At 72.5% G+C, this 13,413-nt stretch carries 14 protein-coding genes; 8 read left to right on the top strand and 6 right to left on the bottom strand.

Annotated elements, in window-relative coordinates; all coding sequences use genetic code 11:
- Positions 1 to 202 precede the first annotated feature (202 nt).
- Both AAW14_RS10430 and AAW14_RS10425 read left to right on the top strand, forming a co-directional pair.
- The gene (locus AAW14_RS10430; protein ID WP_265562334.1) at positions 203 to 2,785 is read left to right on the top strand and encodes a helicase C-terminal domain-containing protein; all 2,583 of its coding nucleotides are present in this window, start codon (positions 203 to 205) and stop codon (positions 2,783 to 2,785) included.
- Positions 2,786 to 2,856: 71 nt separating this feature from the next.
- The gene (locus AAW14_RS10425; protein ID WP_265562332.1) at positions 2,857 to 4,500 is read left to right on the top strand and encodes a DNA repair helicase XPB; all 1,644 of its coding nucleotides are present in this window, start codon (positions 2,857 to 2,859) and stop codon (positions 4,498 to 4,500) included.
- A gap of 171 nt (positions 4,501 to 4,671) precedes the next feature.
- On the opposite strand, the gene AAW14_RS10420 is transcribed toward AAW14_RS10425, so the two are convergent.
- Positions 4,672 to 4,866 (bottom strand): hypothetical protein, encoded by a 195-nt coding sequence (locus AAW14_RS10420; RefSeq protein ID WP_265562330.1) that lies wholly within the window; start codon positions 4,864 to 4,866, stop codon positions 4,672 to 4,674.
- Between the two features lie 505 nt (positions 4,867 to 5,371).
- On the opposite strand from AAW14_RS10420, the gene AAW14_RS10415 reads away from it, so the two are divergent.
- The gene (locus AAW14_RS10415; protein ID WP_265562479.1) at positions 5,372 to 7,336 is read left to right on the top strand and encodes a HelD family protein; all 1,965 of its coding nucleotides are present in this window, start codon (positions 5,372 to 5,374) and stop codon (positions 7,334 to 7,336) included.
- A 63-nt stretch (positions 7,337 to 7,399) separates the two neighbouring features.
- Here AAW14_RS10415 and AAW14_RS10410 read toward each other — a convergent pair whose 3' ends face one another.
- Positions 7,400 to 8,089 carry a copper homeostasis protein CutC gene (locus tag AAW14_RS10410; protein WP_265562328.1) on the bottom strand — a complete coding sequence of 230 codons (690 nt, stop codon included), beginning with the start codon at positions 8,087 to 8,089 and terminating at the stop codon, positions 7,400 to 7,402.
- Between the two features lie 183 nt (positions 8,090 to 8,272).
- On the opposite strand from AAW14_RS10410, the gene AAW14_RS10405 reads away from it, so the two are divergent.
- Positions 8,273 to 8,932: a hypothetical protein gene (locus AAW14_RS10405; protein WP_265562326.1), complete on the top strand. Its 660-nt coding sequence runs from the start codon at positions 8,273 to 8,275 to the stop codon at positions 8,930 to 8,932.
- 2 nt (positions 8,933 to 8,934) lie between these two features.
- Here the strand turns inward: AAW14_RS10405 and AAW14_RS10400 are convergent, their stop codons facing one another.
- On the bottom strand, positions 8,935 to 9,195 hold the full coding sequence (locus tag AAW14_RS10400) for a DUF4031 domain-containing protein (protein WP_265562324.1): 261 nt from the start codon (positions 9,193 to 9,195) through the stop codon (positions 8,935 to 8,937).
- On the bottom strand, positions 9,192 to 9,575 hold the full coding sequence (locus tag AAW14_RS10395; protein ID WP_265562323.1) for a hypothetical protein: 384 nt from the start codon (positions 9,573 to 9,575) through the stop codon (positions 9,192 to 9,194). The genes AAW14_RS10400 and AAW14_RS10395 overlap by 4 nt, the downstream gene beginning before the upstream one ends.
- 57 nt (positions 9,576 to 9,632) lie before the next feature.
- Here AAW14_RS10395 and AAW14_RS10390 point away from each other — a divergent pair, with 57 nt between their 5' ends.
- Together AAW14_RS10390 and murQ are read left to right on the top strand one after the other, a co-directional pair.
- Entirely contained in the window at positions 9,633 to 10,571 is a 939-nt protein-coding gene (locus AAW14_RS10390) for a MurR/RpiR family transcriptional regulator (RefSeq protein WP_265562321.1), read from the top strand.
- Between the two features lie 54 nt (positions 10,572 to 10,625).
- Positions 10,626 to 11,561: an N-acetylmuramic acid 6-phosphate etherase gene (gene murQ, locus AAW14_RS10385; protein ID WP_265562319.1), complete on the top strand. Its 936-nt coding sequence runs from the start codon at positions 10,626 to 10,628 to the stop codon at positions 11,559 to 11,561.
- 52 nt (positions 11,562 to 11,613) lie between these two features.
- On the opposite strand, the gene AAW14_RS10380 is transcribed toward murQ, so the two are convergent.
- Together AAW14_RS10380 and AAW14_RS10375 are read right to left on the bottom strand one after the other, a co-directional pair.
- The gene (locus tag AAW14_RS10380) at positions 11,614 to 11,835 is read right to left on the bottom strand and encodes a hypothetical protein (RefSeq protein ID WP_265562317.1); all 222 of its coding nucleotides are present in this window, start codon (positions 11,833 to 11,835) and stop codon (positions 11,614 to 11,616) included.
- On the bottom strand, positions 11,832 to 12,056 hold the full coding sequence (locus tag AAW14_RS10375) for a hypothetical protein (protein WP_265562315.1): 225 nt from the start codon (positions 12,054 to 12,056) through the stop codon (positions 11,832 to 11,834). Before AAW14_RS10375 ends, AAW14_RS10380 begins: the two co-directional genes overlap by 4 nt.
- 116 nt (positions 12,057 to 12,172) lie before the next feature.
- Here AAW14_RS10375 and AAW14_RS10370 point away from each other — a divergent pair, with 116 nt between their 5' ends.
- Both AAW14_RS10370 and AAW14_RS10365 read left to right on the top strand, forming a co-directional pair.
- Complete coding sequence (locus AAW14_RS10370) at positions 12,173 to 13,012, top strand: helix-turn-helix domain-containing protein (protein ID WP_265562314.1); 840 nt, start codon at positions 12,173 to 12,175, stop codon at positions 13,010 to 13,012.
- Positions 12,996 to 13,265, top strand: coding sequence for a DUF397 domain-containing protein (locus AAW14_RS10365; protein WP_265562311.1), 270 nt, complete (start codon positions 12,996 to 12,998; stop codon positions 13,263 to 13,265). Before AAW14_RS10370 ends, AAW14_RS10365 begins: the two co-directional genes overlap by 17 nt.
- Positions 13,266 to 13,413: the final 148 nt, after the last annotated feature.

Genomic DNA, 13,413 nt, shown 5'->3' with positions numbered 1-13,413 from the left:
CGAGTCCTCCCGGGCTCCGCCCCCGGGACCCCATCGGCCTGAACAGCCTCGTGCTCGAACTGCCCCAATCCTTCGCCCGAGCGGGGGACCCGCACGAGGGCCGACCGGGACGCGTGCCCTCGGTCCAGGACGTGCGCGCTCCGCCAAGGTCACCGCTGCGCGCCCGGGCGCCATCCCCACCCCACCCGCTACCGTTGACCGGATGACCCCCGAGGAGCGCTCAAGCGAGGAACCCCCGGCCACGGGCACCGGCACCGCCGGCCCCCGCTCGCTGGCCGAGTCCCTGCGTGCGCGGGACGACGCCTCGCTGTCCGCGCTGCTCCGCGCACGCCCGGACCTGATCACCCCCGTCCCCACCGACCTCACCCAGCTGGCCACCCGCGCCGCCACCCGGGCGAGCGTCGTGCGTGCGCTGGAGCGACTCGACCGGTTCGCCCTGCAGACCGCGGAGGCCCTGGCGGTGGGCCCGGACCCGGCGTCGTACCACGAACTCCTCGGTCTGATGGCCGGCGACGGAGGCCCGGAGGCCGATCCCGCGGTCGCCGAGGCGCTCCCCCGGGCCCTCGCCGTCCTCCGGGAGCAGGCCCTCGTCTGGGGCGGCGACGACCGTCTGCGTCTCGTCCGCACGGCTCGGGAGCTGCTCACCCCGTCCCCGCAGCACCCCTCGCCCACCGGCCTGGGCCCCACCGTCGCCGAGGCGGCGTCCGGCATCTCGCTGGGCCGGGTCCAGGAGATCCTGACCACGGCCGGGCTGCCGGGCACGCACGACGCCGTGTCCGCCGTGTCCGCGCTCACCGCCCTGTTCACCGACCGCGCCCGCATGGGGGCGCTGCTGGAGGCGGCCCCCGCCGACTCCCCGGAGGTGCTCTCCCGGCTGACGTGGGGCCCGCCGTACGGCCAGGTCACCGCCGACCCTGCCCCGCGTCTGCGCTGGCTGCTGGACCGTGGACTGCTGCTTCCGACGGCGCCGGGCACGGTCGTCCTGCCCCGCGAGGTCGCGCTGCATCTGCGGTCCGGCCGCGCACACCGCCACCCCGAGCCGCTTCCGCCCGCGGTCGAGGCGGCCGCCGCACACCGTCCACAGGTTGTGGACGCGACGGCGGGGGCGCAGGCGTACACCGCGCTGGCGACCGTCGAGGAACTGCTGAAGGACTGGGACGAGGGCGGGCCGTCGGTGCTGCGCGCGGGCGGCCTGAGCGTGCGCGATCTGAAGCGGACGGCCGTCGCGCTCGACGTGTCCGAGCCCGTGGCCGCCTTCTGGGTGGAACTCGCCTACGCAGCGGGCCTGCTGGCGTCGGACGGCGAGGCCGACGAGCGGTACGCGGCGACCCCGGCGTACGACGAGTGGCTGGAACTGCCCGACGCCGAGCGGTGGAGTCGGCTGGCCACGGCCTGGCTGGCCGCGACCCGCACCCCGGGCCTGGTCGGCGGCCGGGACGCCAAGGACCGCGCGCTCTCCGCGCTCGGCCCGGGCCTGGACCGCTCGTCCGCGCCGGAGGTCCGCCACCGGGTCCTGACCCTGCTCGCCGGTCTTCCCGAGGGGACCGCGGCCACCCCCGAGTCCCTCCTGTCCCGCCTGCGCTGGGAGCGGCCCCTGCGCGGCGCCCAGCCCGCGGCCCACGAGCTGCGCACCCTCCTCGCCCAGTGGACGCTGACGGAGGCGGAACTGCTGGGCGTCACCGGCCGAGGCGCCCTGTCCGCGCACGGCCGCGCACTGCTCGGCGAACACCCCGACCACGCCCCGGCCGCCGAGCCGGCCGGTCCCGGGGACAAGCTCCCCGTCCACCGGCAGCACCCGCGCCCCGCCCCGCGCGAACCCCTCACCGCCGCCGAGCAGACCACGGCCGCCGCCCGCGCCGCCCGTCTGCTGGCACCGCTGCTCCCCGAGCCCCTGGACCACGTCCTGCTCCAGGCGGATCTGACGGCGGTCGCCCCCGGCCCGCTGAAGCGCCCGCTCGCCGACATGCTCGGCGTGCTCGCGGACGTGGAGTCGAAGGGTGGCGCGACGGTCTACCGCTTCACGCCCGCCTCCGTACGCCGCGCCCTGGACGCGGGCCGGGCGGCGTCGGACCTGCACGGGTTCCTCGCCGCGCACTCCCGCACCCCGGTCCCGCAGCCGCTCACGTATCTGATCGACGACGTGGCCCGCAAGCACGGGCATCTGCGCGTGGGGGCGGCCTCGGCGTACCTGCGCTGCGACGACGACGCGCTCCTGAGCGAGATCCTGGCCGACAGGCGCTCGGCCGGCCTGCGTCTGCGCCGCCTGGCCCCGACGGTCCTGGCCGCGCAGACCGACCCGGCGACCCTGCTGGAAGGCCTGCGGGCGATGGGGTTCGCACCGGCCGCCGAATCCGCGGAGGGCGACGTCCTGATCGCCCGCGCCCATGCCCACCGCACCCCGCCGCGCACCCCGCCGGAGCCGGTCCCGGACGGCCCCCCGGCCCCCGACGCCACGCTGCTGACCGCGGCCCTGCGCGCCATCCGCGCCGGCGACCTGGCCTCCACAGCCGTCCGCAAACCCACCCGGACCACCGCCGACGACGGCGAACTCCCGCGCACCACCTCCGCCGAGACCCTCGCCACCATGCAGGCCGCCGTCCTCACCGGCGAGTCCCTCTGGATCGGGTACGTCAACGCCGAGGGCACGGCCAGCCAGCGCGTCATCGCCCCCATCCGCGTCGAGGGCGGCTTCGTGACGGCGTACGACCACACGGCGGACGAGGTACGCACCTACCCGCTGCACCGGATCACGGGGGTTGCCGAGCTCGCGGACGACCAGCCGTGATCACCCCGGTATGAGGCACACTGGACGTTTGGCCGCACGGAACGTCCGGCCGCACGGAAAGGGTGCCGCGCGTGAATGGTCCGCTCATCGTTCAGTCCGACAAGACCCTGCTCCTCGAAGTCGATCACGAGCAGGCGGATGACTGCCGTCGGGCCATCGCTCCCTTCGCCGAACTGGAGCGGGCGCCGGAGCACATCCACACCTACCGGGTGACCCCGCTCGGGCTGTGGAACGCGCGGGCCGCGGGGCACGACGCCGAGCAGGTCGTGGACGCACTCATGCAGTACAGCCGCTACCCGGTGCCGCACGCGCTGCTCGTCGACATCGCAGAGACCATGGACCGCTACGGGCGGCTGAGCCTCACCAAGCACCCCGCCCACGGGCTCGTCCTGACCAGCACCGACCGGCCCGTGCTCGAGGAGGTGCTGCGCTCGAAGCGGATCGCTCCGCTGGTCGGGACCCGGATCGACCCGGACACGGTCGCCGTCCACCCCTCCGAGCGCGGGCAGATCAAGCAGGTGCTGCTGAAGCTGGGCTGGCCCGCGGAGGACCTCGCCGGGTACGTGGACGGCGAGGCACATCCGATCGAACTGCACGAGGACGGGTGGGCCCTGCGGCCGTATCAGAGGCAGGCCGTCGAGAACTTCTGGCACGGGGGCAGCGGCGTCGTCGTGCTGCCCTGCGGGGCCGGAAAGACCCTCGTCGGCGCCGGGTCCATGGCCCAGGCCAAGGCCACCACCCTCATCCTCGTCACCAACACCGTCTCCGCCCGGCAGTGGAAGCACGAGTTGGTGAAGCGGACCTCGCTCAGCGAGGACGAGATCGGGGAGTACTCCGGTACGAGGAAGCAGATCCGGCCGGTCACCATCGCCACCTACCAGGTGCTGACCACCAAGCGGAAAGGTGTCTATCCGCACCTGGAGCTGTTCGACTCCCGCGACTGGGGGCTCATCGTCTACGACGAGGTGCATCTGCTGCCCGCGCCGGTCTTCAAGTTCACGGCGGACCTGCAGGCCCGGCGGCGGCTCGGCCTGACGGCGACCCTGGTGCGCGAGGACGGCCGCGAGTCGGACGTGTTCTCCCTGATCGGCCCCAAGCGCTTCGACGCGCCCTGGAAGGAGATCGAGGCCCAGGGATACATCGCGCCCGCCGACTGTGTGGAGGTGCGGGTGAACCTCACCGACTCCGAGCGGCTCGCGTACGCCACCGCCGAGACCGACGAGAAGTACCGGTACTGCGCGACCACCGACACCAAGCGGAAGGTGACCGAGGCGCTGGTGCGGCGCTTCGCCGGGCAGCAGATCCTCGTCATCGGCCAGTACATCGACCAGCTGGACGAGCTCGGTGAGCACCTGGACGCGCCCGTGATCAAGGGCGAGACCTCCAACGCCCAGCGCGAGAAGCTCTTCGACGCCTTCCGCGAGGGCGAGATCAGCGTGCTCGTCGTCTCCAAGGTCGCGAACTTCTCCATCGACCTGCCCGAGGCGACCGTCGCCATTCAGGTGTCGGGGACGTTCGGGTCGCGGCAGGAGGAGGCGCAGCGGCTGGGCCGGGTACTGCGGCCCAAGGCCGACGGCCACCAGGCCCACTTCTACTCGGTCGTGGCCCGCGACACCATCGACCAGGACTTCGCGGCCCACCGTCAGCGCTTCCTGGCGGAGCAGGGGTACGCCTACCGGATCGTGGACGCGGACGAGTTGCTGGCCGGGAACTGAGCCGGACAGCAAAGCAGGCACAAAAAGAAGCCACAGGAGGTGACGAACGGTCACGTTCCGTCAGAATCCGGAGCGGACCGTCGTACCCGGGCGCTGCCGCCCGGCTGTGGCTCGTGCGCGCGGGCGCCAGGAGCGGCACCCGCTATCGGCGGTGGCGGACTCCGGCCCCCGCTATCGGCGGTGGCGGACTCCCGCTTCTTCCCCGTACTCGCCGAAAAGGACCACGTCCACCGCGGCGCCGAGGAAAACCTTCACGGCGCGCAGGGCGTCGCCGAACGGATGCCGATGGGGTTCGGCGTCGATGGCTGTCGCCCCGGATGGCGGACCGCCCGGGGCGGGCACCGGGGAGAAGGTCGCTGCGCTCATGTCTCCATGGTGGAACCCGGAGCCCCGAATGGCGTCGGACCATGGACGTAACCTGCGCTGCCCGCTCGTACCCCTCCGGTCCGGCCCGTGTACTCCTGCGGAGGGAGGCCATCCCCTAGGGCAACGGGGGGCACGGCCCTGAGGCGCCGGGAAAACCGTTGGCCGCCGCATCCGCCCGTCACCTAGAATCCCCTGCCTTGCCCGCCTCCCTTCACGGAGAGCCGTCGTCCGGACGGAAACCGGACGGCAGAACCGCCACCCGTCACCGCGAGGGCCGGCCGGTGCGTGCCCGCGCCCCGCCGGTCCGCCTCCCCCATGTTCCCGGCTTCACCCGGAACAAGCCGGCACAAGGGGGAGCCCACCGCCCCGGAGGCACCTTTCCGTGTCCACCCCGTCAGCTCCGTCGGCCCCCGGCCCCCACCCCCTGTCCGGCCCCCTCTCCGACGCCGACCCGCTCGCACGCGAGCGTTCCCACCTCAGCGCCTCCCGTGCCGCCCTGCGCGCCATGCGCGAGGACGTGGAGAACCTGGACATCCGCGACGTCACGGCGAACTGGGTCAACGCCGAGGTCCTCGCCCGTCAGATCGACGAACGCATCAAGGCCCTCGCCGACCTCAGCCACACCCCGCTGTTCTTCGGCCGCCTCGACTACCTCCACGCACCCGGCGCCGACCGGGCGGAGGGCGCCGAGGGAGAGCGCTTCTACATCGGCCGCCGGCACGTGCACGACGCCGACGGCGATCCCATGGTGATCGACTGGCGCGCGCCCGTCTCCCAGCCGTTCTACCGGGCCTCGAAGAAGGACCCGATGGACGTCGCGCTTCGCCGCCGCTTCGGCTACACCGGCGGCGACCTCACCGCGTACGAGGACGAACACCTCTCCGACCCGGCCGAGGCGGCCACCGCCAGCAAGCTGCTGCAACAGGAGATCGAGCGCCCGCGCGTGGGTCCTATGCGCGACATCGTGGCCACCATCCAGCCCGAACAGGACGAGATCGTCCGCAGCGGGCTGTCCGGCACGGTCTGTGTGCAGGGCGGACCGGGGACGGGAAAGACCGCCGTCGGCCTGCACCGGGTCGCCTACCTGCTGTATGCACACCGTGAGCGGCTCGCCCGCACCGGCACCCTCGTCATCGGTCCCAACAGGTCCTTTCTGCACTACATCGAGCAGGTGCTTCCCGCGCTCGGCGAGCTGGAGGTCAAGCAGGCGACGGTGGACGACCTGGTCGCGCATGTCGAGGTGCGCGGGACGGACACCGCGGCCGCGTCCGTCATCAAGGGCGACGCACGCATGGCGGAGGTCCTCCGCAGGGCCGTCCGCGCGCATGTGACGATGCCCGCCGAGCCGGTCGTGGTGGTGCGCGGCTCCCGGCGCTGGCGCGTGCCCGCCTACGAACTCGAGGAGATCGTCCGGGAGTTGCTCGACCGGGACATCCGCTACGGCGCCGCCCGCGAGGCCCTGCCGCAGCGGATCGCGCACGCCGTGCTCGTCCAGATGGAACGGTCGGGGGAGGCGCCGGACGACCGCGTGCAGGACGCCGTCGCCCGCAACCCCGCCGTGAAGGCGGCGGTCAAGGCGATCTGGCCGGCCGTCGACCCGGCCAAGCTGGTCCTGCGGCTGCTCACCGACGCCGGCTTCCTCGCCGAGCACGCGGACGGGATCCTCGACGAGGACGAGCGAAAGGAGGTTCTCTGGGCGAAGCCGGTACGTTCGGTGAAGTCCGCCAAGTGGTCGTCCGCCGACGCGGTGTTGATCGACGAGACCGCCGACCTGGTCCGACGGACGCACTCGCTCGGGCATGTCGTGCTCGACGAGGCGCAGGACCTCTCCCCTATGCAGTACCGCGCGGTCGGCCGACGCTGCACGACCGGTTCGGCGACCGTGCTCGGAGACCTCGCCCAGGGCACCACGCCCTGGGCGACGCGCAGTTGGCAGGAGGCGCTCGCCCACCTGGGGAAGTCGGACGCGGTGATCGAGGAACTGACCGCCGGTTTCCGGGTGCCGACCGACGTGATCACCTACGCCTCCAGGCTGCTGCCGCACATCGCGCCGGGTCTGACGCCGGTCGCCTCCGTGCGTGAGAACCCGGGCTTCTTCGAGGTGCGCACGATCGGTGACGACGCCGAAGTGGTCGCCGCCTGCACGGAGTTGCTGCGCCGGGAGGGCTCGGTGGGCCTCATCGCCGCCGACGCCCGTGTCCCCGTACTCGCCGAGGCGCTCGGCGCGGCAGGCATCGGCCATCTGGAGCCCGGTGAGGAGACGACCCAGGAGACCCGGCTGACGCTGGTGCCGGCGTCGCTCGCCAAAGGTCTGGAGTACGACCACGTGGTCCTCGACGAGCCGAGGGCCGTCGTTGACGGCGAACCGGACGAGCGGACGGGCCTGCGCCGACTGTACGTGGCGCTGACCCGCGCGGTCTCGGGCCTGGTCGTCACCCACGCGGCACCGCTGCCGCCTCAGCTCGGCTGACCGTTCCCCGGCGATCGCCCGGGGAACGGTCGGCGCCCGGCGACCACCGGCCACGCGCGCCCGTCAGCCGTCGAGGGCCGTACGCCACTGCCGTACCGCCTCGGCGGAGACCGGCGAGTCCCAGCCGTTCGGGCGGGCCGCTCCACCGATGTGGAAGGCGTCGATGCCCGCGGCCCGCAGTCGTGGCACATGGTCGAGGCGGAGGCCGCCGCCGACCAGGAGCCGCTGGGTGTAGCCGGGCTCGCCGCCGCGTCCCGCCTCGGCGAGGAGGGTGGGCAGGCCGTCGTCCACACCGTCCGGCGAGCCCGCCGTGAGGTAGGTGTCCAGGCCCGGCACATCGGCGAGTTGCTTGCGCAGGGCGTCACGGTCGGCGGCGCGGTCGATCGCCCGGTGGAAGGTCCAGCGGCAGCCGTCCAGCTCGACGGCCAGCCGCTCGACGGTGCCGAGGTCGGGTCTCCCGTCCTCGGCGAGGAACCCGAGCACGAACTCCTCGGCGCCGGCCGCGCGCAGCTTCCGCGCGGCCCGTACGAGCGCCTCGACGTCACCGGCCGCGAACCCGTCCCGCAGACGGAGCATCACGCGCAGCGAGATGTCGACGGCGGCGCGGATCGCGGTGAAGGTCCCCACCGACGGGGTCAGCCCGTCCGCGGCGATGTCGGTGACCAGCTCGAGGCGGTCAGCGCCTCCGGCCTGGGCGGCGACCGCGTCCTCGACCCCGAGGGCGATCACCTCCAGGACTGCACGCGTGCTCATAGGACCCCTTCCGTTGTTCCCCTGGAGCGGCTACAGGTCTAGTCCAATCCAAGGGTACGACGGCGGGGTCCGTGCGGCGAGAAGGCCACCGTCCGCCCGTGTGCAGTCGTCAGAGGCCCGCCCCTCTGCAGTCGTCAGGGGGCCACGCCCGGGGCCGTCCGGGAAACACGGGAGAATGACCGCATGACCGAACTCGAGGCGCTGCGTTCCCGCTGGCTGCGGACGCTGCTCGCGGCCCGGGAGGGCGCATGCCACCCGGATCCGTACCGGTACGCCGAAAACTTGCTGCGCCGCTGGTCCGAGCCGCAGCGCCGCTACCACACGGTCGAGCACCTGGCGGCGGTCCTCGATCACGTCGACACCCTGGCGGAGTACGCGGACGACCCGGACGCGGTGCGTCTCGCGGCCTGGTTCCACGACGCGGTCTATCTGCCCGAGAGGTCGACCAACGAGGAGCGGTCGGCCCGTCTCGCCGAACGCGCGCTCCCCGAGGCCGGGGTGCCGGGGACCACGACGGCGGAGGTCGCCCGCCTGGTCCGCCTCACCGTTACCCACGACCCGTCCGACGACGACCGCAACGGCCAGGTCCTGTGCGACGCCGACCTGGCGATCCTGGCGGCACCCCCGCAGGCGTACGCCGCGTACACGGCGGCGGTCCGCCAGGAGTACGGCTTCGTCCCCGACGACGCGTTCCGCACCGGCCGCACGGCCGTACTGCGCCAACTCCTGGACCTCCCCCGGCTGTTCCGCACGCCGTACGGTCAGCGGGAGTGGGAGGCGACGGCCCGGTACAACATGCGATCGGAACTGGAACTACTGGCGCCGGAAGCCGGGCCTGAGTAGCGTCACGGCAGCTTGCGTCTGCGCAGGCCGGACGCGTGCAGCAGGCGCACCACCTCGCGGCTGCCGACCTCCACCGCCCCCGCCCGGACCGCGTCCGCGTACCGGTGGGAGGGGAGGTCGTAGTGGTCGCGTTCGAACGCCCGGCGCGGTACGTCCAGCTTCTCGGCGAACGCGTGCAGTTCGTCGTACGAGACGTCGCTGATCAGATGTGACCACATACGGCCGTGGCCGGGCCAGGTGGGAGGGTCGACGTAGACCGTCACGAGGACGGCATCCCGCCCGTCGCCCTCCCCAGGGAGCCCACCGCCGCGACCTTCACCCCCGCCTTGTGGCACACCCAGTGCGGGTCCCGGCCGAGTTCCGGCTCGATGTCCAGTGCGTGCGGGTCGCCCGAGCCGCAGACGGGGCACAGCGGCCAGCGTCCGTACCGCTCCAGCAGTGCGTCCTGGACGTCCTGCGCGACCAGCCCGGCCACGTAGTCCGCGCCCTCCGGCCACTGTTCGACCCACCAGCGCCGCTGGATGACGGAGTCCTCGACGAGCGAGACGACATCGGCCTCGGCCACCTCGCCCGCGACCAGATCGGCGAGCACAAGGGCGCGAGCAGCGTGCAGTGCCTGCTCCAGTGGGCTGACGGGGTCCATAACACCCATTGTGCGCACTCTTGACCGCACCACCGAATGGAAAATATCTTTCAGATTGTGACCCAACATGTGAAGGAAAGTTTCGGAGGCTCGGCAGGCCCCGCCGCGCCGCCCGCACCCGCCGCGCTCGCCGCCAAGGTGCGGACCCTCGCACCCTCCATGACCCGGTCCATGCAGCGCGTCGCCGAGGCCGTCGCCGGGGACCCGGCCGGGTGCGCGGCACTCACCGTCACCGGGCTCGCCGAGCTGACCGGGACCAGCGAGGCCACCGTTGTGCGCACGGCGCGCCTCCTCGGCTACCCCGGCTACCGGGACCTGCGGCTCGCCCTCGCCGGCCTCGCCGCCCAGCAGCAGTCGGGCCGCGCTCCGTCCGTCACCGCCGACATCGCGGTCGACGACCCCATCGCGGACGTCGTGGCGAAGCTCGCGTACGACGAGCAGCAGACCCTCGCCGACACCGCGGCCGGGCTCGACACCGCGCAACTCGGCGCCGCCGTCGCCGCGCTCGCCGCCGCCGGTCGCATCGACGTGTACGGCATCGGGGCGTCCGGGCTCGTCGCCCAGGACCTCGTCCAGAAGCTGCTGCGGATAGGGCTCATAGCCCATGCGCACAGCGACCCGCACCTCGCCGTCACCAACGCCGTGCAACTGCGCACCAAGGACGTGGCGATCGCGATCACGCACTCCGGCTCCACCGGCGACGTCATCGAGCCGCTGCGGGTCGCCTTCGAACACGGGGCGACGACCGTCGCGATCACCGGCCGTCCGGACGGGCCCGTGACGCAGTACGCCGACCACGTGCTCACCACGTCCACCGCGCGCGAGAGCGAGCTGAGACCGGCCGCGATGTCCTCCCGCACGAGCCAGCTCCTGGTCGTGGACTGCCTGTTCGTCGGCGTGGCGCAGCGGACGTACGAGACCGCCGCGCCCGCGCTCGCCGCCTCGTACGAGGCCCTGGCGCACCGCCACCATCCGCGTGGCGGAACGAAGCGCTAGCCCCCGTCCGTCTCTCCTGCCAGAACAGCGCCGCACCGGAAAGAGCCGCCCCCCATGGACTCCTCGCCCCGACACCGCGACCTCCGAGCCGAGTTGGAGACGCTGACCACCGAGGCCTTCCGGCCCGAGCTGGCCGAGATCGACCAACTGCAGACGCTGGAGATCGCGAAGATCATGAACGGCGGGGACGCGACCGTACCGGCCGCGGTCGCCGCGCGGCTCCCGCAGATCGCCGCCGCGATCGACGACATCGCACAGCGGATGGCGCGGGGCGGCCGGCTCGTCTACGCGGGAGCGGGCACCGCCGGACGGCTCGGTGTCCTCGACGCGTCCGAGTGCCCGCCCACCTTCAACACGGACCCCTCGCAGGTCGTGGGGCTGATCGCGGGCGGCCCCGGCGCGATGGTGACGTCGGTGGAGGGCGCGGAGGACTCCAGGGAGCTGGCGGCGGCGGACCTCGACGCGCTGAACCTGACCGACCGTGACGCGGTGGTCGGCATCTCGGCGTCGGGGCGGACACCGTACGCGGTCGGCGCGGTGGAGCACGCACGGGCGCGCGGCGCGCTCACGATCGGCCTCTCCTGCAACGCGGGCAGCGCACTGGCGGCCGCCGCCGACCACGGCCTCGAGATCGTCGTGGGACCCGAGCTGCTCACCGGGTCGACGCGGCTGAAGGCGGGTACGGCGCAGAAGCTGGTCCTCAACATGCTCTCGACGATCACGATGATCCGCCTCGGCAAGACGTACGGGAACCTGATGGTCGACGTCCGCGCCTCCAACGACAAGCTGCGCGCCCGCTCCCGCCGGATCGTGGCGCTGGCGACGGGCGCGACGGACGAGGAGATCGAGCGCGCCCTGGCGGCCGCGGACGGCGAGGTCAAGAACGCGATCCTGACGATCCTCAGCGGAGTGGACGGCCCGTCGGCAACGCGGCTCCTCGCGGAGAGCGGCGGCCATCTGCGCACGGCCCTGGAGAAGGCGACGGGCTGACCGGTGTCCCGGAGGACCGGCGGGCTGGTGAACGGGGGTCCACGAGGGCCGGTCACGGCAACCGGCTGTCCCGGTTCGCCCTCCTGACCCGGGCGCGCAGCACCTCGCCGGGCGGGGCGGGCCCCACCGACTCGGGCGGGCAGTCCCACTCCCGTCCGCCGCCCACGGGCCGCAGCTGCACGGAACCACCCACGTGCCCCATGATCTCGCCGATCCGCCCGTCCCGTACGTCCACGGCGTACCCGCCGACGTCCTGCATCCCTTCACCGGTCACGACGGGCCGCCCTGCCCGCGCAGCGCATCGGCCAGCCGGGACGCCACGCGCAGATTGCAGCGGCCGAGGTCGACCAGGGCGTACGGGTCACCTTGGGCACCGGTCACCGGGTCGATGCGCAGCGACGGCAGGACGATTCCCACGTCGTGCAGGGCGGAGCGCAGCCGCTCCACGGCCTCCTCGGCCGTCCGGGCGGGCCGGTCACCCGTTGTCGTCTCCATCGCGCTGTTCCCTCCACGGTGAGTGTTCGTCTTCACCACACAGCGTGGCCATCATCCGTCTAACCTGGCCAGGGACGGCGCCCCAACAACCCCGCCTGTGTGACAGGGAGTTGCCCATGCCCGGACCGAAGGACCTCGATCCGTCGTCGTCTCCGCGCGCGATGATCGGCGCGGAGTTGCGTCATGCGCGCGAGAAAGCGGGGCTCAGCCAGGAGGAGTTGGGGCAACGGCTGTTCGTGAGCGGCTCGTTCATCGGACAGCTGGAATCGGGTACGCGACGGATGCAGCCGGAGTATGCGCGCATGCTGGACGAGGTGCTCGGCACGGCGGACTTCTTCGCGCGGAACTGCAGAGCGATGGCCAAGTCCAAGTATCCGGAGCACTTCGCTGAGGCTGCGGAGGCGGAGGCGGTTGCTACGGCGATTCGGGAGTACGCGCCGACGCTGATCCCCGGATTGCTGCAAACCCCCGAGTACGCGCAGGCCGTGTGCGTCGCGCATCAGCCGACGGCACCGGAGGAGGAAATCGGCGAGCTGGTCGCGGCCCGATTGGAGCGGGCCAAGCTCCTCGACAATCCAACAAGGCCGTTGTTGTGGGTTGTGCTTGACGAAGCAGCATTGCGCCGCAGGACCGGTGGCCCCGCCGTGATGGCCAAGGCCCTTCGCCACATCGTTGGCATGGTCCGGCGACGCCGGGTGATCGTGCAGGTGCTGCCCTTCGCGGAGGGTGCGCATACTTTGATGGGCGGCGCGATCAAGCTGATGGTCTTCGATGATGCGCCGCCACTCGTCTACTTCGAAGGCCCCGGAACCGGCAGACTGGACGACGATCCGGCCACCGTCAGTCGCTACGAACTGGCTTACGACTTACTCGGCGCCACTGCACTCTCCCCGCAAGAATCGCTGGCCCTGATCGAATCAGTGGCGGAGGATTACGCCCATGGAGATCAGCCCTGAGTACGACCTGAGCTCGGCCACTTGGTACAAGTCCAGCTACAGCGACGGCAGCGGCGGCAACTGCCTGGAAGTCGCCCGCTGGCGCAAGTCGACACACAGCGGCGGCGAGGGTGGCAACTGCCTCGAAGTCGCCGACGGTCACCCCGCCGTCGTCCCGGTCCGCGACTCCAAGAACCCCCTCGGCCCGAAGCTCGTGTTCCGGGCCGAGGCGTGGTCGGCCTTCGTCGAAAACCTCAGGAGCCTCGGGGCTTGAGCCCCGAGCCCCGAGCCAGGCTCTGGTGCCCGAATAACGAACGCCCCCGTCAGGTGCTGCAACACCTGCGGGGGCTCGACCTACGAGATCGAAGGACTCCCTGCCCGCGCACGTATCCACGCACCCGATGGCCAATCCGGGTCCGTCC

Origin of the sequence: Streptomyces hygroscopicus (assembly GCF_026168105.1) — a bacterium.
In the GTDB taxonomy this organism is placed as follows: domain Bacteria; phylum Actinomycetota; class Actinomycetes; order Streptomycetales; family Streptomycetaceae; genus Streptomyces; species Streptomyces hygroscopicus_D.
This window is presented reverse-complemented; position numbering and strand designations above follow the sequence as displayed.

What these genes read in the sequence shown, in the direction of transcription:
- AAW14_RS10430 (WP_265562334.1), top strand. Translation starts at nt 203, where the DNA reads ATGACCCCCGAGGAGCGCTCAAGCGAGGAACCCCCGGCCACGGGCACC.
- AAW14_RS10420 (WP_265562330.1), bottom strand. Translation starts at nt 4,866, where the DNA reads ATGAGCGCAGCGACCTTCTCCCCGGTGCCCGCCCCGGGCGGTCCGCCA.
- AAW14_RS10415 (WP_265562479.1), top strand. Translation starts at nt 5,372, where the DNA reads ATGCGCGAGGACGTGGAGAACCTGGACATCCGCGACGTCACGGCGAAC.
- AAW14_RS10410 (WP_265562328.1), bottom strand. Translation starts at nt 8,089, where the DNA reads ATGAGCACGCGTGCAGTCCTGGAGGTGATCGCCCTCGGGGTCGAGGAC.
- AAW14_RS10405 (WP_265562326.1), top strand. Translation starts at nt 8,273, where the DNA reads ATGACCGAACTCGAGGCGCTGCGTTCCCGCTGGCTGCGGACGCTGCTC.
- AAW14_RS10395 (WP_265562323.1), bottom strand. Translation starts at nt 9,575, where the DNA reads ATGGACCCCGTCAGCCCACTGGAGCAGGCACTGCACGCTGCTCGCGCC.
- murQ (WP_265562319.1), top strand. Translation starts at nt 10,626, where the DNA reads ATGGACTCCTCGCCCCGACACCGCGACCTCCGAGCCGAGTTGGAGACG.
- AAW14_RS10375 (WP_265562315.1), bottom strand. Translation starts at nt 12,056, where the DNA reads ATGGAGACGACAACGGGTGACCGGCCCGCCCGGACGGCCGAGGAGGCC.
- AAW14_RS10370 (WP_265562314.1), top strand. Translation starts at nt 12,173, where the DNA reads ATGCCCGGACCGAAGGACCTCGATCCGTCGTCGTCTCCGCGCGCGATG.
- AAW14_RS10365 (WP_265562311.1), top strand. Translation starts at nt 12,996, where the DNA reads ATGGAGATCAGCCCTGAGTACGACCTGAGCTCGGCCACTTGGTACAAG.